This is a genomic window from Solwaraspora sp. WMMD937, from assembly GCF_029581175.1.
Classification (GTDB): domain Bacteria; phylum Actinomycetota; class Actinomycetes; order Mycobacteriales; family Micromonosporaceae; genus Micromonospora_E.
Genome location: NZ_CP120738.1, coordinates 2,131,860 through 2,155,012, shown reverse-complemented (window position 1 = coordinate 2,155,012; position 23,153 = coordinate 2,131,860). Strand labels below are relative to the sequence as shown.

The 23,153-nt window shown below is 70.4% G+C and carries 20 protein-coding genes; 7 read left to right on the top strand and 13 right to left on the bottom strand.

The window, feature by feature from the left end:
* Position 1 precedes the first annotated feature (1 nt).
* A complete protein-coding gene (locus O7621_RS09290; RefSeq protein ID WP_282233599.1) occupies positions 2-1,318 on the bottom strand; it encodes a DUF6350 family protein in 1,317 nt (438 codons plus the stop codon).
* Positions 1,319-1,479: 161 nt separating this feature from the next.
* Here O7621_RS09290 and O7621_RS09285 point away from each other — a divergent pair, with 161 nt between their 5' ends.
* On the top strand, positions 1,480-1,731 hold the full coding sequence (locus O7621_RS09285; protein ID WP_282234517.1) for a hypothetical protein: 252 nt from the start codon (positions 1,480-1,482) through the stop codon (positions 1,729-1,731).
* Between the two features lie 60 nt (positions 1,732-1,791).
* Here O7621_RS09285 and sucD read toward each other — a convergent pair whose 3' ends face one another.
* From sucD to O7621_RS09270, 3 genes are all read right to left on the bottom strand, one after another.
* Positions 1,792-2,679: a succinate--CoA ligase subunit alpha gene (sucD, locus tag O7621_RS09280; RefSeq protein WP_282233598.1), complete on the bottom strand. Its 888-nt coding sequence runs from the start codon at positions 2,677-2,679 to the stop codon at positions 1,792-1,794.
* Positions 2,680-2,684: 5 nt separating this feature from the next.
* Complete coding sequence (sucC, locus tag O7621_RS09275) at positions 2,685-3,881, bottom strand: ADP-forming succinate--CoA ligase subunit beta (protein ID WP_282233597.1); 1,197 nt, start codon at positions 3,879-3,881, stop codon at positions 2,685-2,687.
* Between the two features lie 422 nt (positions 3,882-4,303).
* A complete protein-coding gene (locus O7621_RS09270; RefSeq protein ID WP_282233596.1) occupies positions 4,304-4,702 on the bottom strand; it encodes a cobalamin B12-binding domain-containing protein in 399 nt (132 codons plus the stop codon).
* Between the two features lie 386 nt (positions 4,703-5,088).
* Here O7621_RS09270 and O7621_RS09265 point away from each other — a divergent pair, with 386 nt between their 5' ends.
* The gene (locus O7621_RS09265) at positions 5,089-5,853 is read left to right on the top strand and encodes a M23 family metallopeptidase (RefSeq protein ID WP_281551812.1); all 765 of its coding nucleotides are present in this window, start codon (positions 5,089-5,091) and stop codon (positions 5,851-5,853) included.
* 447 nt (positions 5,854-6,300) lie between these two features.
* Positions 6,301-7,065 carry a M23 family metallopeptidase gene (locus tag O7621_RS09260; protein ID WP_282234516.1) on the top strand — a complete coding sequence of 255 codons (765 nt, stop codon included), beginning with the start codon at positions 6,301-6,303 and terminating at the stop codon, positions 7,063-7,065.
* Positions 7,066-7,085: 20 nt separating this feature from the next.
* Here the strand turns inward: O7621_RS09260 and pcrA are convergent, their stop codons facing one another.
* Complete coding sequence (pcrA, locus tag O7621_RS09255) at positions 7,086-9,530, bottom strand: DNA helicase PcrA (RefSeq protein ID WP_282233595.1); 2,445 nt, start codon at positions 9,528-9,530, stop codon at positions 7,086-7,088.
* 394 nt (positions 9,531-9,924) lie between these two features.
* Here pcrA and O7621_RS09250 point away from each other — a divergent pair, with 394 nt between their 5' ends.
* Positions 9,925-10,245, top strand: coding sequence for a chorismate mutase (locus O7621_RS09250; RefSeq protein ID WP_282234515.1), 321 nt, complete (start codon positions 9,925-9,927; stop codon positions 10,243-10,245).
* Between the two features lie 95 nt (positions 10,246-10,340).
* On the opposite strand, the gene O7621_RS09245 is transcribed toward O7621_RS09250, so the two are convergent.
* The 7 genes from O7621_RS09245 to O7621_RS09215 all read right to left on the bottom strand — a co-directional run bounded on the left by O7621_RS09245 (position 10,341) and on the right by O7621_RS09215 (position 18,518).
* Complete coding sequence (locus O7621_RS09245) at positions 10,341-11,351, bottom strand: dipeptide ABC transporter ATP-binding protein (RefSeq protein WP_282233594.1); 1,011 nt, start codon at positions 11,349-11,351, stop codon at positions 10,341-10,343.
* The gene (locus tag O7621_RS09240; RefSeq protein WP_282233593.1) at positions 11,344-12,387 is read right to left on the bottom strand and encodes an ABC transporter ATP-binding protein; all 1,044 of its coding nucleotides are present in this window, start codon (positions 12,385-12,387) and stop codon (positions 11,344-11,346) included. Before O7621_RS09240 ends, O7621_RS09245 begins: the two co-directional genes overlap by 8 nt.
* An 8-nt stretch (positions 12,388-12,395) precedes the next feature.
* Complete coding sequence (locus tag O7621_RS09235; protein ID WP_348775294.1) at positions 12,396-13,328, bottom strand: ABC transporter permease; 933 nt, start codon at positions 13,326-13,328, stop codon at positions 12,396-12,398.
* A gap of 71 nt (positions 13,329-13,399) precedes the next feature.
* Positions 13,400-14,410, bottom strand: coding sequence for an ABC transporter permease (locus tag O7621_RS09230; RefSeq protein WP_282233592.1), 1,011 nt, complete (start codon positions 14,408-14,410; stop codon positions 13,400-13,402).
* Between the two features lie 105 nt (positions 14,411-14,515).
* Entirely contained in the window at positions 14,516-16,117 is a 1,602-nt protein-coding gene (locus O7621_RS09225; RefSeq protein WP_282233591.1) for an ABC transporter substrate-binding protein, read from the bottom strand.
* A gap of 459 nt (positions 16,118-16,576) precedes the next feature.
* A complete protein-coding gene (locus O7621_RS09220; protein WP_282233590.1) occupies positions 16,577-17,284 on the bottom strand; it encodes a response regulator transcription factor in 708 nt (235 codons plus the stop codon).
* Positions 17,277-18,518 (bottom strand): ATP-binding protein, encoded by a 1,242-nt coding sequence (locus O7621_RS09215; RefSeq protein WP_282234514.1) that lies wholly within the window; start codon positions 18,516-18,518, stop codon positions 17,277-17,279. Before O7621_RS09215 ends, O7621_RS09220 begins: the two co-directional genes overlap by 8 nt.
* Positions 18,519-18,744: 226 nt before the next feature.
* On the opposite strand from O7621_RS09215, the gene O7621_RS09210 reads away from it, so the two are divergent.
* From O7621_RS09210 to O7621_RS09200, 3 genes are all read left to right on the top strand, one after another.
* The gene (locus O7621_RS09210) at positions 18,745-20,304 is read left to right on the top strand and encodes a PspC domain-containing protein (protein ID WP_282233589.1); all 1,560 of its coding nucleotides are present in this window, start codon (positions 18,745-18,747) and stop codon (positions 20,302-20,304) included.
* Positions 20,301-20,624, top strand: a complete 324-nt coding sequence (locus O7621_RS09205) for a hypothetical protein (RefSeq protein ID WP_282233588.1) — start codon at positions 20,301-20,303, stop codon at positions 20,622-20,624. The genes O7621_RS09210 and O7621_RS09205 overlap by 4 nt, the downstream gene beginning before the upstream one ends.
* 76 nt (positions 20,625-20,700) lie before the next feature.
* Positions 20,701-21,954: a phosphatidylserine decarboxylase gene (locus O7621_RS09200; protein ID WP_282233587.1), complete on the top strand. Its 1,254-nt coding sequence runs from the start codon at positions 20,701-20,703 to the stop codon at positions 21,952-21,954.
* A 7-nt stretch (positions 21,955-21,961) separates the two neighbouring features.
* Here O7621_RS09200 and O7621_RS09195 read toward each other — a convergent pair whose 3' ends face one another.
* Entirely contained in the window at positions 21,962-23,020 is a 1,059-nt protein-coding gene (locus O7621_RS09195; protein WP_282233586.1) for a phosphatidylcholine/phosphatidylserine synthase, read from the bottom strand.
* Positions 23,021-23,153: the final 133 nt, after the last annotated feature.

Sequence of the window (23,153 nt, the reverse complement as noted above, 5' to 3'; positions counted from 1 at the left end):
CTTATCCCGGCCCGGCACCGGACCGTCGCTGGCGGGGCCCGGACCGGTCCGCCGGGGGTGCCGCCACCGCCCGCGCCGCCGCCGCGCCGACCACCGCCCCGACCGCGACCACCGCGCTCGACACCGCCGCCACCTGCCAGGCGACCGGGCCGACATCGATGAGCCGTCCGGCGCCGAGCGGCCCGCCGGACACGGCCGCCGCACCGCCCAGGAACAGTCCGGCCACCGGCCCGCTGATCAGGGCAGCGCCGATCAGCACCGGCCAACCGGGCAGCCCGGCACCACCCCGGTCGGACCCCGCCGGCCAGCGGCGGGCCAGCACCCACCCGGTGGTCATCCCGGCCAGCACCGGCAGGGCGAGCAGCGCCGCGCTGAGCCCGCCGGCCGGGCCGTTGGGCAGCCCGGCGAGCAACGGGACCGCTGGCAGGCTGCCGAGGGTGACTTCGGTGGTCCGTACCGCCGTGTCGGATCCGAGCGCGAAGCCCGGCCCAAGTAGGTAGGCGGTCGCCCAGATGGTGGCGTTCGGCGCGTAGGCGATGCTGAGCAGCGTGATCCCGGCCTGCCCGGCCACCCCGGCCCGGTACACCCCGATGGTGTCGGCGGCGTCCCCACCGCTGATCGCCACGGACAGCCCGGCCACGGCGGCGCCGGCGCCGAGCACCAGCAGCGCGGCGACCAGCCCGGCCCGCACCGCGTGCCGCAGCAGGTCGGGGCAGCGCGCCGCCAGTCGGCGCAGCGTTCCGGTGGTCTGGCCGGCGCCGAGCAACGCGCCGACCACGCCGAACGCCGCCAGCGTGGTCCCGGCCCGCAGCGGTTCGACCGCCGTGGTAGCGCTGCTCGCGACGTGCCCGGCGGCGGCACCGAGCACGCCGTACGCGGTCGCGACGGCAAACGCGACGACGATCGCCCGGCCGGCGGATCCGCGGTGCCGGGCACCGACCGCCCGGGTGGTGTGCACGCCGGCCCGGTAGATCCGCCAGGCGGCGAGCGCGCTGAGCAGCAGCGGCGGCAGCCCGAGTGGGCCGGTCGAGGTGTCCAGCGGTACCCCGTGCCCGAGCAGCCAGGCGGCCAGACCGACCCGGGCCGCGCCGAGGATCGACGAGTCGCCTTCGGCGAGCCGGATCAGCCACATCACCACCGCGACCGGCAGACAGGACACGACCGCGGCCCACAGGGTGGTCACCGAGGCCGCGACGGCCAGCGGGGCCCGGTTACGGCGGGCGGCACCGGGGTCGCGGCCCGGGCCTGAGCGCCGAACGGCGTCGACCGACGCGGTACCGTCCGCCGTCCGTGGCGGATCCGGGGGGTGGGCTGCCATCGTGCCTACTTTGGCACGTGGGCGCACTGATCCGGCGGCAATATCGCCGTGGCCTGGCCGGTCACCTGCCGAACCCGCCGACATTCCGGTCATTTGGCCGTACGCTCGGTGCTGGACCGCGCCGTCGACGACGGCGGTCGTCGAGTTGACGGGGGGCCCTGCTGATGACCCAGTATCCACCGGCCGCAGCAGCGGGCGGCAGCGACCGCAGCACCTTGTGGGGTGTGCTCGGCATCGTGATCGGCCTGCTCTGCTGCGGTATCCTCGGCATCGTCTTCGGCGCGCTGTCGATCCGCGACGCCAGCCGATTCCGTAAGTCCCCGGTCCTCGGCTGGGTGGCGATCGTGCTGAGCGTGCTGAACATCATCGCCAACGCGAGCTTCTGGGCCACCGGGAACTACCCGATCGGCTGACCACACGACGACGGCCGCCGACCGGTCTCCCGATCGACGGCCGATGTCGGCTGTGGCCGGTCAGCCGCCGGTGATCACCTGACGCATCAGCCGGGCGGTCTCGCTCGGCGTACGGCCGACCTTGACTCCGGCCGCCTCCAGCGCGACCTTCTTGGCGTCGGCGGTGCCCGCCGAGCCGGAGATGATCGCACCGGCGTGGCCCATCGTCTTGCCGGGCGGGGCGGTGAACCCGGCGATGTAGCCGACCACCGGCTTGGTCACATTCGCCTTGATGAACTCCGCAGCCCGCTCCTCGGCGTCGCCGCCGATCTCGCCGATCATCACGATCGCGTCGGTCTCCGGGTCCTCCTGAAAGGCCGCCAGCGCGTCGATGTGGGTGGTGCCGATGACCGGGTCGCCGCCGATACCGACGCAGGTGGAGAAGCCGATGTCACGCAGCTCGTACATCAGCTGGTAGGTCAGCGTGCCGCTCTTGCTGACCAGGCCGATCCGGCCGGCCGGGGTGATGTCCGCCGGAATGATGCCGGCGTTCGAGGCACCCGGGGAGGCGATGCCCGGACAGTTCGGACCGACGATCCTGGTCTTGCCGCCCTTGGCCGTGTTGTAGGCCCAGAAGGCGGTCGAGTCGTGTACCGGGATGCCTTCGGTGATCACCACGGCGAGCGGGATCTCGGCGTCGATCGCCTCGATCACCGCCGCCTTGCAGTACGCCGGCGGGACGAAGATGACCGTGACGTCGGCTCCGGTCTCCTTCATCGCCTCGCCGACGTTGGCGAACACCGGCAGTCGGGTGTCGCCGAACTCGACCTGCTGCCCGGCCTTGCGCGGGTTGACCCCACCGACGACGGTGGTGCCGGCCGCGAGCATCCGCCGGGTGTGCTTGGAGCCCTCGGAGCCGGTCATCCCCTGCACGATGACCTTGGAGTCCTTGGTCAGCCAGATCGCCATCTCGATCACTGTCCTTCCGGGCGGCCGGACGCCGCTGCGGCGAGCTGTGCGGCCCGCTCGGCCGCTCCGTCCATGGTGTCGACCCGCTCGACGAGGGGGTTGGCGGCCGAGTCGAGGATCGCCCGGCCCGCCTCGGCGTTGTTGCCGTCCAGCCGGACGACGAGCGGCTTGGTCACCGTCTCTCCGCGCTGTTCGAGCAGGTCCAGCGCCTGGACGACGCCGTTGGCCACCTCGTCGCAGGCGGTGATCCCGCCGAAGACGTTGACGAACACGGTCCGCACGTCCGGGTCGGAGAGCACGATCTCCAGCCCGTTGGCCATCACCGCGGCGCTGGCGCCACCGCCGATGTCGAGGAAGTTGGCGGGTTTGACGCCGCCGTGCGCCTCGCCGGCGTACGCCACCACGTCGAGGGTGGACATGACCAGGCCGGCCCCGTTGCCGATGATGCCGACCGAGCCGTCTAGCTTGACGTAGTTGAGGTCCTTCTCCTTGGCCCGCTGCTCCAGCGGGTCGACCGCGGACTGGTCGACCATCGCCTCGTGGTCGGGGTGCCGGAAACCGGCGTTCTCATCCAGGGTGACCTTGGCGTCGAGGCAGAGCACCCGACCCTCGGGGGTCCGGGCCAACGGGTTCACCTCGACCAGGGTGGCGTCCTCGGCGATGAACGCCTGCCAGAGGCGGACCGCGATCTCGGTGATCTGGTCGGTGAGCTCGGCCGGAAAGCCGGCGGCGGTGACGATCTCGGCGGCCTTGGCCTCGTCCACCCCGACGTTGGCGTCGATCGCGATCTTCGCCACCCGCTCCGGCGTCTCGGCGGCGACCTGCTCGATGTCCATCCCGCCCGCGACACTGGCGATGCAGAGGAAGGTGCGGTTGGCCCGATCCAGCAGGTACGACAGGTAGTACTCGTCGGCGATGTCGGCGGTCACCGTCAGCATCACCTTGCCGACGGTGTGCCCCTTGATGTCCATACCGAGGATGTTGGTGGCGTGGCTGACCGCCTCGTCGGCGTCCTCGGCCAGCTTCACGCCGCCGGCCTTGCCTCGACCACCGACCTTGACCTGGGCCTTGACCACGACACGGCCGCCGAGGCGCTCGGCGATCGCGCGGGCCTCTTCCGGGGTGGTGGCGACGCCGCCGGCGAGCACGGGCAACCCGTGTCGCTCGAACAGCTCGCGCCCCTGGTACTCGTACAGGTCCACGTTTGCGCGTCCCGTTCCGTCTCCGCGGCGCGCCGTCGCGCCGCCGCCAGCGTGCAGAATCAGATGATTTCCCGGTCACGAGCGGTGACCGGCCATTGGCGCAGCCTAACCACCCGCCCCCGGGACGCCAGTAGGCGGGCGGACGGTGTGCGCAACTGCACACATCCGGCGAGCCGCCCACCCAGCCGTACGACGACCCGGTCGCGACCACCGGCCCGGCCCCGAAAATAAGGTGTGCCGGCGACGTAACCCCCGGTGACAGGTGTCGTTGAGTGAGGTGTCGGAAACGCAGCGCGGGGCCGACGGAAGCGGCCGATGCCCTGTCGGTCGAGGGGTGGCGGCGGGGCATCGTGCATGGAGAGGCCGGACGTGTGAGGGGTGCGTCCGGCCTCTCACCTCTTTCGCTGGTCCGCTCACCTTCTCTACTGGGCGGGGACGTTGCCGCGGACCCAGTCGACAATGTCGGCGGTGCTCGCCCCGGGGGTGAAGATCCTCGCCACGCCGAGCGCACTGAGTGCCGCGACGTCCTCGTCGGGGACGATGCCTCCACCGAAGACCACGATGTCGTCCGCACCCCGCTCGCGTAGCAGGTCGAGCACTCGGCGGAACAGCGTCAGGTGGGCGCCGGACAGCACGGAGAGCCCGATGGCGTCGGCATCCTCCTGGATGGCGGTCTCGACGATCTGCTCCGGCGTCTGGTGCAGACCGGTGTAGATGACTTCGATGCCGGCATCCCGCAACGCCCTGGCCACCACTTTGACGCCGCGGTCGTGGCCGTCGAGACCAGGCTTCGCCACCACCACCCGGATCCGAGTCTCCATCGCTGCGCGCCTCCTGCCGACCGGTCGATCCTTAACGAAGGTTAACCAACCTCGGCACATCGCCGGCAACCCGGCCGACCCTGAGTCGCAACCCCGATTCACCCTGACTGAACGCACGATAAGCATTGCTCAATGTAACCGGCAGTTACCAACGAGTGGCCCGATAAAAGGTTACGAAATCGGGCAATACACAACGGACGGTCGCAGATCGTCAACAGTTTTTCGCGAGTCGGGTTGTGGCGGCCCTAGGGGTTGGCTACCGTGTCCACGGTTGTCCTCTGGCTCCGGCCAGAACCAACCCGGCCAACGAGCGTTAATCCCAGGTTCCGCAACGAGGTCCCGGATGCTCGCACCGCCGCCGAACTACCCGCCGATGGAGGGTGTGCGTGCGCCAGCGCCTGTCGTCAGAGCCCGATCGATATCGGGGTCGTCGCCGCGTACCGACTCCGCCCCGTAGCCGCTACGCGGTCGTCATGACCACCGCCGTCGTCGGCGCGGGTGTCGTCGCCCTCGGGGCCAGCGCGATGCCCGACGCCAAGACGCTCAGCCCGGCGGCCCTGGCCGACCTGGAGAACAGCGTCGCCCTGAGCGACCAGGCCCTGGAGATCGACGACCAGGCCCTGGACCTGGACAGCCAGATCAGCGAGCGGGCCGAGGACGCCGAGCGCGCCTCCCGGGACGCCGACCGGACCCCGGCCACCTCGATGACCCAGGCCGCCCCGGACGTCTGGATGCTGCCGCTGCGCGGCTACACCTTCACCTCCCCGTACGGCATGCGCTGGGGAAAGCTGCACGCCGGCGTCGACCTGGCCGCCGCCGAGGGCACCCCGTTCCACTCGATCCACGCCGGCACGGTCACCCTCGCCGGCTGGAACGGCGGCTACGGCTACTGCGTGATCGTCAAGCACGACGACGGGACCGAGGCGGTCTACGGCCATGCGTCCCGGCTGCGGGTCACCGCCGGTCAGCGGGTGGAAGCCGGTGATCTGCTCGGCGACGTCGGCAACACCGGTCACTCCTACGGTGCCCACCTGCATCTCGAGGTGCACGTGGACTCGGAGCCGCAGGACCCGATCACCTGGCTGCGGGGCAAGGGAGTGGACCTCAAGCTGCAGGTCGAGGCGATCTACGGTGGCGTCGTCGAGCCCTGACACTCTAAGTGACTGACAAAAACCGCTCAGACTGTACGGTCTGAGCGGTTTTTTGTGCAGTTCGGCCAGCCACACCAGCGAGAAAATGTCCTGCGTCACATTGGAGCTTGTGATCCGCGCCACCATCTGCCGGGTCAGCGAATCCCCCATCTGACCACGGAGAGTAACGAAAGTCCGGCCTCCGGGCGGTGCGCGCAGACTTCCCCGGCTACCCGGTACCCACCCTCTGTGCCTGGCACACCACCATTTCCAGGTCCGTGCCCCCTTACCACGGAGGTCACCCCCGTGTCGCACCCTGAGCCCACGGAGCGCAGCGAGCCCTCGACCCGGCGGCGGTCACCAGGGCTGCACCGGCTGGTTCCACCTGGCAGGCACGCCCAGGTGGCGGAGTTCGGCCGTCGGACCCGTACCGCCGCCCTCACCGTGCTGGCCGTCGCGGCCCTCGCTATCGGCGGCGCGGCCGCCGCACTCAACTCCGCCCCCGACGCCACCGCGACCGATCCGGCGACGGCCTCGGCCCTCGCCGACCGGGCCGGCTCGGCGGGACGTGCGGACCGGAGCACCCGTCAGCTGACGGCCACCCCGCACAGCGGCGGGGACGAGACCGGTTTCGGCCCGGCGCCCACCGACAGCAGCACCAGCCGCGCCGAGGAGACCGGTCAACCGGCGGACCCGACCGAAGCCGGCGACGATGCCGCGCAGGCCGGGACCGACGACGAGACCGCGAGGTCGACCGACGACGCCGGCAGCGACGGCAGTGACTCGGCCACGACCACGGCGGCGGCGCAGCCGAGTACAGCGGCCAGCACGGCCGACTGGGTCACTCCGATGCCCGGCGCCCAGATCACTTCCTGCTACGGCCAGCGCTGGGGGGTGCTGCACGCCGGGATCGACCTGGCCCTACCGGCCGGCACCCCGGTGCTCGCCGCTGGCGCCGGAACGGTGCAGGTAGCAGGCTGGGCGTACACCGGGTACGGGATCTCGGTGGTGATCGACCACGGCGGCGGTGTGCTCACTCACTACGCGCACCTCTCCGCGACCAGCGTCGCCGTCGGTGACCAGGTGGCCCCCGGGGACACCATCGGCGCGGAGGGCTCTACCGGCGACTCCACCGGCCCACACCTGCACTTCGAGGTGCACGTCGGCGGGCTGTGGAGCCAGGTGGACCCGGCCCCGTGGATGCGCGAACGCGGCGTCGACCTGGGCTGCTGACCGCTGCGGTACGGGCCGGGTCAGATTTTCTCGATCGGCGCGTGCCGGAGCACCAGCCACATCGTCTGGTCACCGAAGTCGACCTGGGCCCTGGCTCCCGGCCCGTGCCCCTCCACCGCCAGCACCCGGCCAAGCCCGTACCGCTGGTGGTTGACCCGCTCCCCCACCGTCACCTTGGGCGCGGTGGGCAACTCGCTGGCGGTGCTCAGCCGGCTCGGATCCACCCCGAGCCGCTGAGCGAGGCGGGCGGCCTTCGGCGTACCGCCGGCGAAGCCGCCGCCGCGCGCGACCGGCGACCGGTCCGCGGCGGCCGACCGCCCACCGACCCCGCCACCCGTGCCCGACCAGGAGGTGTACGCCGCCTCGGTCCGCTCCCAGCGGACCAGCTCGGCCGGCAACTCGGAGAGGAACCGCGACGGCGGGTTGTACGCCGGCTGCCCCCACGCGGCCCGGGTCACCGACCGGGACAGGAACAGCCGCTGCCGGGCCCGGGTGATCCCGACGTACGCCAGCCGCCGCTCCTCCTCCAGTTCCCCGGTGTCGCCGAGGGCCCGCAGGTGCGGGAAGACGCCGTCCTCCAGGCCGGTCAGGAAGACCACCGGGAACTCCAGACCCTTGGCGGTGTGCAGCGTCATCAGGGTGACCACACCCTGGTGGTCCGGGTCGTCGTCGGGCACCTGGTCGGCGTCGGCGACCAGCGCGACCTGCTCCAGGAAGCCGGCGACGGTCGCCGGCTCGTCGGACGCCTCGACCCGCTCGGTGTACTCGCGGGCCACGCTGACCAGCTCCTGCAGGTTCTCCACCCGGCCGGCGTCCTGCGGATCCAGGCTCTCCTCCAGCTCGGTCAGGTAACCCGAGCGCAGCAGCACCGACTCCAACGCCTCCTCCGGGGTGGTGGTGGCCAGTTGCTCCCGTACCCCGTCGAGCAGCGCCACGAAGTCGGCGATCGCGTTCGCCGCCCGGGTGGAGATCCCCGGTGCCTCGGTCGCCCGCCGCAGCGCGGCACCGAACGAGATCCGCTCGCGGGCGGCCAGCGCCTCTACGCACGCCTCGGCCCGGTCGCCGATGCCCCGACGCGGCGTGTTGAGCACCCGCCGGATGCTCACCGTGTCGTCGGCGTTTACCACCGCCCGCAGATAGGCCAGCGCGTCGCGGACCTCCTTGCGCTCGTAGAAGCGCACCCCGCCGACCACCTTGTACGGCAGGCCGACCCGGATGAACACCTCCTCGAAGACCCGGGACTGGGCGTTGGTGCGGTAGAAGACCGCCACGTCGCCCGGGCGGGCCGCGCCGTCGTCGCACAACCGGTCGATCTGCCGGGCCGCCCAGTCCGCCTCGGCGTGCTCGGTGTCGGCGACGTAGCCGACGATCCGCTCGCCGTCACCCTGGTCGCTCCACAGCCGCTTCGGCTTGCGACCGGCGTTGTTGGTGATCACCGCGTTGGCGGCGGTCAGGATCGTCTGGGTGGAGCGGTAGTTCTGCTCCAGCAGGATCGTGCGGGCCTGGGCGAAGTCCCGCTCGAACTCCAGGATGTTGCGGATGGTGGCGCCCCGGAAGGCGTAGATGGACTGGTCGGCGTCGCCGACCACGCAGAGCTCCCCCGGCGGTACGTCGTCCGAACCGTCCCCCACCAGCTCCTTGACCAGCTGATACTGCGCGTGGTTGGTGTCCTGGTATTCGTCGACCAGCACGTGGCGGAACCGCCGCCGGTAGCTGCCGGCCACGTGCGGGTGGGCCTGCAGCAGGTGCACCGTCGTCATGATCAGGTCGTCGAAGTCGAGTGCGTGCGCCTCGCGCAGCCGACGCTGGTAGAGCGTGTACGCCTCGGCCAGGGCCCGCTCGTTGGGGCCGGCCGCCCGGTCGGTGAACGTCTCCGGGTCGACCAGCTCGTTCTTGAGGTTCGACACCTGGGTGGCCAGCCCCCGGGCCGGGTAGCGCTTCGGGTCCAGGTCGAGCTCCCGGGCGACCAGCTGCATCAGCCTCCGCGAGTCGTCCGCGTCGTAGATGGAGAACGTCGACTTCAGCCCGGCGTGCTCATGCTCGGCTCGCAGAATCCGCACACAGGCGGAGTGGAAGGTGGAGACCCACATCATCCGGGCCCGCGGCCCGACCAGGTTGCCGACCCGCTCCTTCAGCTCACCGGCCGCCTTGTTGGTGAAGGTGATCGCCAGGACCTCACCGGGGTGGGTCTGCCGGGCCGCGAGCAGGTAGGCGATCCGGTGGGTGAGCACCTTGGTCTTGCCGGAACCGGCACCGGCCACGATCAGCAGCGGGCCGCCGGCGTGGGTGACTGCCTCCCGTTGCGGGCCGTTGAGCCCGGTCAGCAGCGCGGCACCGGCCAGATTGGGCTCATCCGGCCCTCGGCCGGCCACAGCGGGCTCAACCGGGGGCGGCCCGGCCGCCGGACCGTCCCGATCTGTGGCAGGTGCGGATGGGGCCGCTGGGGTTTCGAAGAGTGGATGCATCGCACGGCGAGTCTATGCCGCACGACCGACAGCCCCGCGCCGCCAGCCCCGGGTCGCAGGCTCAGGCCCGCCAAGCTCAGGCCGTCGGCGCGCCGGGTGTCTTCCCAGAGGATGGCGGAATTCTTGCGCTGGCGTCGCCGGCCTGGGCATACTCGTAGCGTGATCCGCCAGGCACGATTTTTCTTCAGCTACGGTTCCGGGAGTCCGGCTGCCGTAGGTCGCGCCTGATCATCAGACCTACAAGTGCCCCGGGCTCTCGCGAGAGCCCGGGGCACTTCGCGTTCCGGGTTCCGCGTCCACCGGGGCCGGACAGTCCAGGAGGCAGGACATGGGGACCAACGCCGTTGCGCACACCGCCGACAGCAGCGCGACGCCACCGGCCGGCACCGCCGAGGTGGCGAGCCAACCGGGCGCGACCGGCTCGGCGGGGCGATCCGACGGTCGGCACCAGACCGGGACGGACGCGCCGGAGGCGGCCGATCGCATCCTGGCCATCCGGAACAGGATCAACGAGATCGACGACGCTCTGATCGCACTGTGGCAGGAACGGGCCGAGCTGTCGAAGCAGGTGGGCGCGGTGCGGATCGCCTCGGGCGGCACCCGGCTGGTGCTATCCCGGGAACGTGAAATCGTCGACCGCTACCGGTCGGAGCTGGGTGCCGACGGCACCCAGCTGGCGCTGCTGGTGCTGCGGGCCGGCCGCGGCCCGCTGTGAGCACCGGCCGGGACCCACGAAGGCCGGCCGGCCGACCGGCCCGCTCCTGCCAGGCGTCAATGTGACGTGCGGCGACGAGCGGGCCGGCGCCGAGACTACTCGGTGACGTGCACGACGTCGCGTACCTCGGCGAAGTGGCAGGCGCTGGGGTGCGCCGAAGTCGCCCGTACCGTCAGGGTCGGTTCCTCGGCGGCGCAGATGTCCTGCGCCTTCCAGCAGCGGGTCCGGAACCGGCAGCCCGACGGCGGGTCCGCCGGTGACGGCACGTCGCCTTCCAGCACGATCTGGTCCCGCAGGCCGCGTACCGTCGGGTCGGGCAGCGGCACCGCAGAGAGCAACGCCTGGGTGTACGGGTGGGTCGGCCGCTCGTAGATCTCCTCCTCGGTGCCGAGCTCCGCGATCTTGCCGAGGTACATCACGCCGACCCGGTGCGCGATGTGCCGCACCACCGACAGGTCGTGGGCGATGAAGATGTACGACAGCCCCAGCTCCTTCTGCAGCTGCTCCAGCAGGTTGATCACCTGAGCCTGGATCGACACGTCCAGCGCGGAGACCGGCTCGTCGCAGAGGATGATCTCCGGGCGCAGCGCCAGCGCCCGGGCGATGCCGATCCGCTGCCGCTGCCCGCCGGAGAACTGGTGCGGGTAGCGGTTGATGTGGTCCGGGTTGAGGCCGACCAGCTCCAACAGCTCCTGGACGCGGCGGCTACGGTCGCTCTTCGGCGCCACGTCCGGATGAATCTCGAACGGCTCACCGATCAGGTCACCGACCGTCATTCGCGGGTTCAGCGAGGTGTACGGGTCCTGCATCACCATCTGGATGTTGCGCCGGGCCCGGCGCATCTCGGCGCCGCTGCGGCCGGCGATGTCCGCGCCGTGCACCATGATCGAACCGGACGACGGGGTCTCCAGCCCGACCAGCAGCTTGGCCAGGGTGGACTTGCCGCAGCCGGATTCACCGACGATGCCGAGCGTCTCGCCCCGGTGCAGCTGGAGGTTGATCCCGTCCACCGCGCGGACCGCGCCGATCTGCCTCTTGAACAGAATGCCCTGGGTCAGCGGGAAGTGTTTGACCAGATCCTTGGTCTCCAGGACAACGTCACTCATCGCCCTTGACCTCCTTCCAGAAGTGGCAGGCGGAGGTCCGGCTCGGGGTCAGCGCGAACCGGGGCGGCTCCGGGTCGGCCCGGCAGACATCCTTCGCGTACCGGCAGCGCGGGTTGAACGAGCAGCCGGCCGGGATGTTCGTCAACGCGGGCGGCAGGCCCTTGATGACGTTCAGCTCCTGGCCTTTGAGGTCGATCCGGGGGATCGATTCCAGCAGTGCCTTGGTGTACGGGTGGGCCGGCGAGGCGTAGATGTCCCGCACCGGCGCCTCCTCGACGACCCGACCGGCGTACATGACCGAGATCCGGTCGGCGACGTCGGCCACCACCCCCATATCGTGGGTGATCAGCACCAGGCCCATGTTGCGTTCCCGCTGCAGCTCTGCGAGCAGGGCCATCACCTGGGCCTGGACGGTGACGTCGAGGGCGGTTGTCGGCTCGTCGGCGATCAGCACCTCGGGGTCGAGAGCCAGCGCCATCGCGATCATCACCCGCTGGCGCATGCCACCGGAGAACTGGTGCGGGAAGTCGCTGACTCGCTGTTTGGCGGCCGGGATCTTCACCAGGTCGAGCAGTTCGACCGCCCGGGCCTTACCGTCGGCCCGGGACATGCCCCGGTGCTTGCGGAACAGCTCGGAGAGCTGGAAGCCGACGGTGAACACCGGGTTCAACGCCGACAGCGCGTCCTGGAAGATCATCGCGATCCGGTTGGCCCGGATCTTGCGTCGCTGCGATTCGGGCAGCTTGAGCAGGTCCACACCCCGGTACTTGATCTCGCCACCGGTGACGAACCCGGGCGGTGAGTCGATGATCCCCATGATCGCCTGGGCGGTGACGCTCTTTCCGCAGCCGGACTCACCCAGGATGGCCAGGGTCTCGCCGGCCTGCAACGAGAAGCTCACCCCGTTGACCGCGCGGGCGATGCCGTTGCGGGTGCGGAACTCGACCTGCAGGTCGTTGACCTCCAGCGGCGGTGCGCTGGCGTCGAGGCCGGGCAGCGCGTCGATGGTGGCGGTGATGTCTCTGTCTGTCGCCATGGCTCACCTCACCGCAGCTTCGGGTCGAGGGCGTCGCGCAGCGCGTCGCCCATGAGGATGAAGGAGAGCACCGTGCCGACCAGCAGCCCACACGGGAAGAGCAGCAGCCACGGGTGGTCCAGGAAGTAGACCTGGTGCTGGGAGATCATGATGCCCCAGGACTCCTCCGGTGGCTGCAGGCCGACACCGAGGTAGGTCAGCGTCGCCTCGGCGGAGACGAACGCGCCCAGGGTGATCGTCGCGTAGACGACCAACGGGGCGATCGCGTTCGGCAGGATGTGCCGGAACATCAGCCGGCCGTGCCCGGCCCCCATCGCCTTGGCTGCCTGCACGTAGTCAAGGCCCTTGGAGGAGAGCACGCTGCCGCGCATGATCCGGGCGATGGTGGTCCAGCCGAGCACGATCAGAACAGCGGCCAGCGTCCAGACGTTCTGCTGCTTGATCACGGTCAGGAAGACGATCGCACCGAGCAGGAACGGCAACGAGAAGAAGATGTCGGTGATCCGCGAAATGATCGCGTCCACCCAGCCGCCGAAGTAGCCGGCGAGCAGCCCGGCGGTGCCGCCGAGAAGGACGATGCCCAGCGTGGCGAAGATCGCGATCTGCAGCGACGGTCGGGCCCCGTGGATGGCGTGCGAGTAGTAGTCGCAGCCCAGGTTGTTGAACCCGAACGGGTGCTCCCAGCTGGGCGCGATCCGGGTCCGCTGGACGTCACAGGCGCGCGGGTCCTGCCGGGTCCACAGGGTGGGGAAGGCGGCCATCGACGCGACCAGTAGCACGTAGATCGACGCGGCGATGAAGACCGGGTCACGCAGCAGTTGCCGCCGGGCGTCGGCCCACAGGCTGGCGTTGCGTTCGGTGGTGGCCGGGGCCGGTTCGGGTGGCGGTGGTGCCACCTCGGTGCCGCCGGCCGGGGCAGTGGGATGGGTCGGGTCACTCATGGTGGCACCTCGCTACGCTCGGTCCGCCGTGGATCAGCACGGCACCGGGCCGGATGTTCGGTCCATTGCGATCACTCATAGCGGATCCTCGGGTCGAGGACCGCGTAAAGCAGGTCCACCAGCAGGTTCACCAGCAGGAAGACCATGACCAGCATGGTCACGACGCCGATCGCCACCGAGGCTTCACCGGAGGTGGCGGCCTGGGCGACCAATGATCCGATACCACGTACGTTGAAGATCCGCTCGGTGACCACCGCGCCGCCCATCAGGCCACCGATGTCGACACCGAGGTACGTGATCACCGGGATTAGCGAGTTGCGCAGCGTGTGCACGCCGATGACCCGCCGGTTCGCCAGACCCTTGGCCTTGGCGGTACGCACGTAGTCGGCCCGGATGTTCTCCATGATGCTGGTCCGGGTGAGCCGGGCGGTGGTGGCCAGGGAGATTGCGCCGAGCACCATGCCGGGGATGACCAGGCTGGCGGTCGGGTAGTCGGCGATGAACCCGGCGCCGAAGACGCCTCGCGAGATCAGTTCCGGTATCCAGTCCTGGTCGCGCAGGACGTTGCCGAACTCGACGCCGACGTACTGGCGGACTACGACACCGAGGACGAAGATCGGCACAGAGATGACGAAGACCGTGGAGATCTTCACCAGGTAGTCCCAGAAGCTGCCGTTACGCAGACCGGCCAGAACGCCGGCGAAGATGCCGATGATCGCCTCGAAGACGATGGCGATGAGCACCAGCTTGAGGGTGTGCGGCAGGGCCCGGGAGACCAGTTCGGTGACCGGCTCCTGCTGCAGGTTGATGCCGAAGTCGAAGCGCAGGAAGATGTCCTGCAGGCGGTCGAGGAACAGACCGAAGCACGGGTTGCCCGGCTGCTCCAGGCAGGGGTCGCCGAAGCCGAGCTTCTCGGTCATGGCGGCGAGCTGAGCTTCGGTCGGCTTGCGGTCGCCGAAGATCGCCCGGACCGGGTTGCCGCTGAACTGGATGCCCAGCGACGTGACGTAGTGCAGTAGGAACATGGTGCCCAGCACGGTGGGGATGAACTGGAGCAACCGTCGGATGACGTAGCGCCCCATCTGGGGGGTCTCCTCTCGGCGCTAAACGTGGCGGCAACAGGCCCCCTCGTGGGAGTTCCCGTTGCCGCCACGTCGCGTTACGACTTGATCAGTCAGACTCGCAGGTCAGGAGTTCTTCAGAGTGATCTTGCCGTACTCAGCGTCCGAGATCTTGTTCCAGTGGAATTCGTCGACGTTCTCGCCGTACAGCGCAGCGATCTTGCTGAACCACATCGGGATGACCGGCATGTCCTCCACGATGAGGTCCTCGGCCTGGTTGTAGAACGGGATCGCCGCCTCGAGGTCCGCCGCGGCGTCGCCCTGGGCGATCAGCGCGTCGAAGTCGGGGTTGTTGTAGCCGGACGCGTTGCTGTCCGAACCGGAGCCGTAGAGCGGGTAGAGGTAGGTCTCGACCACCGGGTAGTCCGGGCCCCAGCCGAGCCGGAACGGACCGGTGAACTCCTTCTCGTCGGCGGTCGCCAGGTACTCGGGGAACTGCAGGTTGACCTTCAGCTCGTAGTCGATGCCCAGCGCGGCCTTCAGCTGGTCGCCGACCGCCTGCAGCCACTGCTCGTGACCGGCACCGGCGTTGGCCCACAGCACCAGCGGCTCGCCGTCCCAGCCGCCAGCCTCTTCGAGCAGCTCCTTGGCCCGGTCGACGTCCTGGGTGCAGTACTCGCAGACACCCGGGCGGTAGCCGTCGAAGGTCGGCGCCACGACGCCCTCAGCGGGGGTGAACCGGCCGTCGAAGACGGCGTCGATGATGCCCTGCCGGTCGATCGCGAGCGAGAAGGCCTGCCGGACCCGCTTGTCGGCGAAGCGCTCGTCGTAGGTCGGGAAGCCGACGTAGGTGAAGCTGTCGCCGGGGGCCTCGTACATCCGGTCGCCGTACTGCTGCTTGGCCTCCTGGTACCGCGCCGGCGGGATGGTGTACATCACGTCCAGCTCGCCGGACTGGAAGGCGGCGTAGCCGGCGTCCACGTCGGCGTAGATCTTGTAGTCCAGGACGTCGGCCGCGCCCTTTTCCTCACCGGCCCAGGTCTCGCTGCGCGCCAACTGAATCCGCTGGTCGTGCTCCCAGCTGCCGTCGATCTTGTACGGACCGTTGCCGATCGGGGTCTCGTTGCAGGCGTCGGTGTCCTCGAGGCAGGCCTCGGCCATCGGGAAGAACCCGGAGTAGCCGACGATCGCCGGGAAGCCGGCGAACGGCTCCTTCAGCTCGACGGTGAAGGTCAGCTCGTCGACCTGCTGCAGACCGGAGAGCTCCTCGGCCGCCGGCTCCTCGCCGCTGACCTCGTCGATGCCGACGATGCGCTTCATGAAGTACGCGTTGTTCTGGGCGTTGGGCCCGTACGCCGTGTAGTTCCACGCCCGGATGAAGGCGTCGGCGTTGACCGGCTCACCATTGTCGAAGGTGTAGCCGTCCTTGAGCGTGACCGTCCAGGTCTTGTTGTCCTCGGACTCGATCGACTCGGCGAGGTCGTTCTCCGGCTCACCGGTCTCGGCGTTGTACTTGACCAGACCACGGTAGAGCTGGCGGATGACCAGGATGGACGGCTCGTCGTCACCAGCGGACGGCAGCAGGAACGCCGGCTCCGAGGCGTAGATGCGAAGCGTACCGCCGGAGTTGTTGTTCTCCGTGGTGTCTTCGCCGTCGCTACTGCAAGCGGTGGCGAACAGAGCGATGGCGGTCGCTGCGACCGCCACCTTTAGGGATTTCCCACGCATGGGAGAGCCTCCTCAGGGCGCTCACGGGGGGGGTTGTGAGGTGACTGACACTGTGACACCAGGTAGCCCGTTGCGTGAAGGTGCCGTTATCAAGGTGATACGCGGACGGGACGGCCCCGATACTCCGGTCAAGATCACTCAACCGTCGCTCAGACCCGCCCTGACCTGGGCATCGGACCACTGTACAACCTTTATTACCGCAGAGTAGGAACGCCCTCGTGTGACCTTCCCCGCGACCCCTCCATCACGTTCGGATGTCAAGTCCATACGATAAGTCACCACTTGTCCGAGGTGCCCGGATGCCGGATTAGCGGCAATTGCCGGCTTGTAACCTCAGGGTTAACACCGGTCCGCAGCAGACCCACCGCGAGCCCGCAACCAGGCCCGCCATGATCGACTCTAGACGGATCGCCAACTAGGTTCCCACCATCCGGGAGATAGAACAAGTCCGCTGGTCGGTCAGATGAGCCGCCGGTCCGCCGCCCATCTGGACAGTTCGTACCGGTTCGACATCTGCAGCTTGCGCAGCACGTTGGAGACGTGGGTCTCCACCGTCTTGATCGAGATGAACAGCTCCTTGGCGATCTCCTTGTAGGCGTAGCCCCGGGCGAGTAGCCGCAGCACCTCCCGCTCCCGGTTGGTCAGCTGGTCCAGCTCCGGATCCACCACCGGCGCGTCCGACCGGGAGGCGAACGCGTCCAGCACGAACCCGGCCAGCCGGGGGCTGAACACCGCGTCTCCGTCGGCCACCCGTTGGATCGCCGCCGCCAGATCGTCCGGTGAGATCGTCTTCGTCACGTACCCACGGGCACCCGCCCGGATCAGCCCGATCACGTCCTCAGCCGCGTCCGAGACGCTCAGCGCCAGGAACCGCACCGACGGCCGCGCTACGCCGGAGCCCCGGAGCACCGCGTCCAGTACCGCCCGTCCCCCACCATCAGGCATGTGTACATCGAGCAGCACCACGTCCGGCCCGACCGCGGCGATCCCGCTGACCGCCTCGGCCACCGTGCTCGCCTCGCCCACCACCTCCACGTGGGCACCGAGTTCGGCGCGGACCCCGGTACGGAACATCGCATGGTCGTCGACCAGGAAGACCCGCAACCGCCGTCCGTCCGGCTGCCCCGGTGCCCCACCCGCCGCCGGCTGGCCGGTCGGCTCACTCATGTCTGCCATCCTCTCCAGGTTGCCGGCTCTCCGGCCCGACCGGCAGCGTCAGCCGGACCTCGGTGCCCGAGCCCGGCGTACTGATGATCTCGGCTCGACCGCCGTGCCGGCGCATCCGACCGACGATCGAGCCGCGCACCCCGTGCCGGTGCTCCCCCACCCGGGCCGGGTCGAAGCCCGTGCCCCGGTCCCGGACGAAGACGCTGAGCTGCTCCGGCTCCACCTCCGCGTACAACGACACGGTCTGCACCCCGGCGTGCCGCGCCGCGTTGACCAGCGCCTCCCGGGTCGCCGCCACCAACGCTCCGACCCGCTCGTCAGTGCCCCGGTCACCCACCACGACCGCCTCGACGGACAATCCGAAAGTGTCCTCCACCTCGGCCGCCACCTGCTCCAACGCCGCCGCGAACCGCTCGGTCGGCGAGGCCGTCGGCTTGTAGAGCCAGTTCCGCAGAGTCCGCTCCTGGCCCCGGGCCAGCCGCTGCACGGTCTTCGGGTCGGCGGCGTTGCGCTGGATCAGTGCCAGGGTGTGCAGCACCTGGTCGTGGATCATCGCGGCGAGCTCGGCCCGCTCCTGCTCCCGGACCCGGCCCTCCCGCTCGGCGCGCAACTGGTTGAACGTCCGCCACAGCACCGGAGCGGTGACCACCCCGACGCCGGCGAGACCGACCAGGGCGAAGATGACGCCGTTGACGACAGCGGCGAAGTCGCCCCGGGGCGAATACACCGCGGCCACCCCGATCACGCCGACCGCCACCAGCAGCCCGCCGCCAATGAACCGCAGCAGGAAGGCCCGGCGGTCACTCTCGTCGACCACCGCACCCAGCCACGGCACCTGCGGCAGGGTCTCCCGCCAGGCGCGCCGCCGTTCCGGCGCCGACTGGTGCCAGATGATCCCGGTCCCGACCGCGATGACCGCCACCAGCCAGCCGGCGGTGGCACTCACTCCACTGGACTCGAAGACCAGCACCTGGATCAGGATGATACCGAGGCCGATCGCCACGAACGGCAGTAGTTCGCCCAGGTCGCGACGCTTCGGCGGCCCGGCGGTCGCGGGTGGCACCACCGCCCAGAACGCCGCGTAGAGCAGCACGCCGAGCCCGCTGAACCCGATCAGTACGACGAACGCCACCCGTACGCCCACCACCGGCAGTCGCAGGTGGTGGGCGATCCCGGCGGCGACTCCGGCGACCACCCGCTGCTCGCGACTGCGATAAAGACGTGGCGGCCCAATCGCGGTAGTGATCGCTGCCTCCTCGGCGGATGGGACGTGGACGATCTGACGGCCGATCCAGCCGGCGCGCGGTGGCGGCGAGTTCGGCCGGTGGAGTCGATCGTCACACGGCGACGACCCGCGCGACCACGGGGACGTCCCGGACAACCACCGTCTGGAAAGTCAGGGTGGCGTCAGGGTCGATTCCCGAGGCGGGTCGGACAGCCGGGCACGGAGGATCACAAGTATGACCGACGACCCGACCAAGCCAGGTGGACCGGATCAGCCACCCGACCCAGCGACCAGACCGGCTCAGCCGCCCGACCCGGCCGACGAGTCGGCAGAGCAGCCCGGCACAGCGGGCGAGCCGGCCGACGGGACCGCGTCGGCCCCGCCGACGGACGCCCCCGGGTACAGCTGGCCGCCACCGCCACCACAGGCCGAGGCCCTCGCCTCGCGGTACGGATTGATCAGGCCGCGTCAGGGCCGGTACCTGGCCGGGGTGTGCGGGGCTATCGGCCGGGCCACGAACACCGACCCGGTCCTGTGGCGGGTGCTGCTGGCGGTGCTCGGCTTCTTCGGCGGCATCGGCATCCTGATCTATCTGGTGGTGTGGCTGGCCACCCCCAGTGAGGGGGACAGCACCTCGCCGGTGGAAGGGCTGCTGGGCCGGGGCCGGTCGAGCACCTCACCGGTCGTCGTACTGGTGATCGGCATCCTCGCCGCTGTCATGTTCGGCTTCATCGTCACCGACGGGTTCCGGGCCGTCCTGCTCGGCTCGGCGGTGCTGATCGGCGGCGCGTTGCTGCTCAACCGGAGTCTCCGGGAGGACGGCCCTCGACCGGCCGGACCCCCGGCGGCGGCACCGCCGGGCTACGGCCCACCACCGCCGCACGGGTACGGCCCACCACCGCCGCACGGGTACGGCCCACCACCGCCGCACGGGTACGGCCCACCACCGCCGCCCGCGCCGGTAGCGGGGGTAGCGGGACCAGCCGTACCGGTCGCCGCCGGGCAGCTGGCCCAGCCACGGCCGGACGACCAGCCGACCCGCCCGCTGCCGGTTTACCCGCCGGTCGGCCCGCCACCACCGGTCGGGGGCTACCGGGCCCCGTTCGCGCCCTACGGCCCGTACGCCGGTCGTAGCGGGCCACCGGGGCAGTTTCCCCCGCCGCCGGTGGCGCCCGCACCACGCCCCCGTAAGGAACGGTCCCGGCTGGGCACCATCACATTTTCGATGATCTTCGTGGTGCTCGGGCTGGTCGCCGCGCTCGACCTGACCGACCTGGCGCCCACGCCACCCTCGGCCTACTTCGCGGCGGTACTCGCCACGATCGCGGTCGGGCTGCTGGTCGGGGCCTGGATCGGCCGGGCCCGCTGGCTCATCGCGCTGGGTCTGACGGCTGCCGCAGCGGTCGGTGTCTCCAGCCTCGTCGAGTCGGCCAAGGAGGCCACGTCGGAGCCGGTGGTGTGGAAACCGGCAACCTACGGCCAGGTGGATTCGCGGTACGCGGCGACATTCGGCGACGCCGTACTGGACCTACGCAACGTGGACTTCACCGACCGGCAGAAGGACGTGACGGTCTCGCTGTCGTTCGGCAAACTCCGCGTCTATCTGCCGGACGAGGTCGACGTCCGGACCGAGACCGACATGAACGCCGGCAACGCGTCCGTGCTCGGCCACCGCTGGGACGGCTTCGAGCAGGGCAGCCGCGTCGTGGAGGACCTCGGTTCGGACGGCACCGGCGGCGGCCGACTCACCCTGCGGATCGAAATCAACGCTGGCGACCTGGAGGTCATCCGATGAAACGGCATCGTACCGACGGCGTCTCCCTCACCTTCGGGCTGATCTTCCTCCTGATCGCCGGTTGGTGGTTGATCGCGCAGTCAGTCAACCTACCGCTGCCTCGAGTCGGCTGGATCGTCGCTGGCGGGCTGATCCTGATCGGCGTACTCGGGTTGGTCGGTGCTTTGCGGTCCGGCCGCCGCGAACCTCCCGCTGGCACCGCTGGCCAGGACAACGGGCCGGCGGAAGCCGACGCCTCCGCGACCGCACCCGACGAGCCGACGTCCGATGCCCCGACGTCCGCCGAGCCGGCCACCCGGCCCAGCGGGTCGGGTGATTGACGGCCCGCTGCAGCCCACCGGTGGTGCACCTATGCTGGGTCCGCGTCCCACCATTGCCGCGAGGAGCCCGTCTGCCATGTCCGATACCCCCGTACCAGTCGCTTCCGTGCTTCGCACCCGCGTCGACATCGGCGAGCGCGCCGCCCGGGCGCTGACCGCCGAACTCGCCCGGGACAACGCGGCGAAGCACGTCCTGCTGGTCGAGGTGGTTCCGGGAGCGAGGGTGGTCGACGCCGCCATCGACGCACTGCTGCCCGGCGACACGATGACCGTGGTGCCGGGCAGCGTCGACCAGACGGCACAACTGCGGGCGGAGATCGGCGGTCACGGCCGGTGGGTCGACGAACGGGTCCGGGTGATCGAAACGGTGTCGGCCGCCGACCCGGCCGATCTGCTGATCGTCGGAACCGTCCTCACCGGAAGTGGTGAACAGGCCCGCACGATGATCGACGGCTACGGCAAGTACCTCACCGACGGCGCCGTACTGTCCGTGGCCGTCGCGGCGCTGCCGGGCGGCACCTCCGGTGCGGCCGCCGAGTTGGATCGGCAGGCGGCGCTCTTCGGCGTCGGTAGCGACCTGGTGCTGCGCAACGTCCCGCCGCTGCGGGTGCACCGGCTGCGATTCACCCCGGCACCGGTCGACCGGGCCGCCAAGCTGGGGCCAGCGTTCCGGACCAGCAGCGTTGCGCTGACCCGGGGGATGCACATCGACTCCAGCGGGGTGGCCGCCGCCGGGCTCGCCCTCGGGCTGGCCGCCGCGACCCGGCTGGCCCGGCCGAAGAGCCGGCTATGGCTGCTGCCGGCGTTGGCCGCCGGCCCGGTCGCCGCATTCTTCCGCGACCCGCAACGCGACGTACCTGAGGACCCGACCGCCGTGGTCGCGGCGAGTGACGGCCGGGTGCTGTCGGTGGAACGGGTGCACGACGAACGGCTCGGTGCCACCGGGTTCCTACGGATCGCGGTCTTCCTCTCCGTGCTCGACGTGCACGTCAACCGCAGTCCGGTCGCCGGACGGGTGGTCGACCACTTCGTCACCGACGGGGGTTTCGCCGCCGCGATGAAGTCGGCGGCCGAGCACAACGTCGCCGCGTACACGGTGCTGGAGACCTCCCACGGGCGGGTGATCGTTGCGCAGCGTACCGGCATGGTGGCCCGACGGATCGTGCACCGCGCTCCGGTCGGCAGTCTGCTCGCCAAGGGTGAGCGGTTCGGGCTGATCAGGTTCGGTTCACGCACCGACGTCTACCTGCCGGCGGACGCCGCCGAGTCGCTGGTCGGGCCGGGTGACCGGGTGGCCGGTGGCAGCTCGGTGATCGCCCGCTGGCGCTGACCCTGGGTCAGGTGGCCCGCCGCTGGTGCAGCCAGAGCAACGGCCCGCTCACCAGGTAGGCCAGCACGGTCAGGCCGAAGGTCAGCCGCGCGTCGATCAACGCGCCGACCACCGGCACGACCCACAGCCACGGCGGCAGCTTGATCAGCCGGGCCAGCTTCGCGTACGGGAAGCTGGAGACCATCGCGAAGGCCAGCAGCGCCACGACCGCCAACTGCGCACCGCCGGGGATCGGGACGTCGATCAGCACGCCGAGACCGAGGACGGCGGCGGCCAGTGTGGTCGGTACGCCGGTGAAGAACCGGCCGTCGCACGGCGATACGTTGAACCGGGCCAGCCGGATCGCTGCGCAGCCGGCGACCAGGGCGCAGGCGACCGCTGCGGCGGTGGTGGAGACCGAGCCGGCCAGCGAGGCGTAGACGACGACCGGGGCGGCCAGCCCGAACGAGCACATGTCGGCGAGTGAGTCCATCTGCGCGCCGAACGGACTCGCCACCCCGAGCCGGCGGGCCAGCGCCCCGTCGAGTCCGTCGAAGACCACGCAGGCGATCAGGCAGGCCGCAGCCGGGCGTACGTCGCCTTCCATGGCCAGAAAGATGGCGGTGAGGCCGAGCGTGAGGCTGGCCAGCGTGGTCGAGTTGACCAGCACGAAGCCGGCCCGCCGGGCCGCCGTCGGGGTGCCGGGCAGCAGCGGTACGGGAGCCGGCGGCAGCACTCCGGGCCGGCTGTCCGCCGTGGCGGTGTGGTCGGCAGGGGTGATCGGGCGGTCCTCGACGCCGGTGGCAGGTGCCGGACCGACCGGACCGATTGCCGGGCTGAGCGGAGCGATCGCGGCTATCTCAGCCGCCGTCAGCGGGTCGACCCGGTACCGTCCGACGGAGTCCGCCGACCGCCGGCCGAACCGGAGCCGGTCGCTGCCGCTGCGGCCGACCCGCACCAGCAGGACCTGGCGGGCCAGGCTGCCACTACGACGAAGCGGACCGGTCCATCGACGGCCCGCCCATTGACGTCCTGCCGGCCGGGGACTGTCAGTCGTGCGCCGCCGCCGCCACGGGGCTCTCGCCACGGATCCCTCCATCATCGGTCGGTCCCCCGGCGCAAGATTGTGCCGGACGCCCGATTATGCGGCCTACACCATTGCACAGCCGACGCGGGATGGCGAGAGATCAGTCTGAGTTATGCCGGTTCGTCCGGGCCAA

Coding starts and splice junctions, on each gene's coding strand:
- O7621_RS09210 (WP_282233589.1), top strand. CDS start 18,745: ATGACCGACGACCCGACCAAGCCAGGTGGACCGGATCAGCCACCCGAC.
- O7621_RS09225 (WP_282233591.1), bottom strand. CDS start 16,117: ATGCGTGGGAAATCCCTAAAGGTGGCGGTCGCAGCGACCGCCATCGCT.
- O7621_RS09240 (WP_282233593.1), bottom strand. CDS start 12,387: ATGGCGACAGACAGAGACATCACCGCCACCATCGACGCGCTGCCCGGC.
- O7621_RS09235 (WP_348775294.1), bottom strand. CDS start 13,328: ATGAGTGACCCGACCCATCCCACTGCCCCGGCCGGCGGCACCGAGGTG.
- O7621_RS09245 (WP_282233594.1), bottom strand. CDS start 11,351: ATGAGTGACGTTGTCCTGGAGACCAAGGATCTGGTCAAACACTTCCCG.
- O7621_RS09230 (WP_282233592.1), bottom strand. CDS start 14,410: ATGGGGCGCTACGTCATCCGACGGTTGCTCCAGTTCATCCCCACCGTG.
- sucD (WP_282233598.1), bottom strand. CDS start 2,679: ATGGCGATCTGGCTGACCAAGGACTCCAAGGTCATCGTGCAGGGGATG.
- O7621_RS09200 (WP_282233587.1), top strand. CDS start 20,701: ATGTCCGATACCCCCGTACCAGTCGCTTCCGTGCTTCGCACCCGCGTC.
- O7621_RS09205 (WP_282233588.1), top strand. CDS start 20,301: ATGAAACGGCATCGTACCGACGGCGTCTCCCTCACCTTCGGGCTGATC.
- O7621_RS09290 (WP_282233599.1), bottom strand. CDS start 1,318: ATGGCAGCCCACCCCCCGGATCCGCCACGGACGGCGGACGGTACCGCG.
- pcrA (WP_282233595.1), bottom strand. CDS start 9,530: ATGCATCCACTCTTCGAAACCCCAGCGGCCCCATCCGCACCTGCCACA.
- O7621_RS09220 (WP_282233590.1), bottom strand. CDS start 17,284: ATGAGTGAGCCGACCGGCCAGCCGGCGGCGGGTGGGGCACCGGGGCAG.
- O7621_RS09270 (WP_282233596.1), bottom strand. CDS start 4,702: ATGGAGACTCGGATCCGGGTGGTGGTGGCGAAGCCTGGTCTCGACGGC.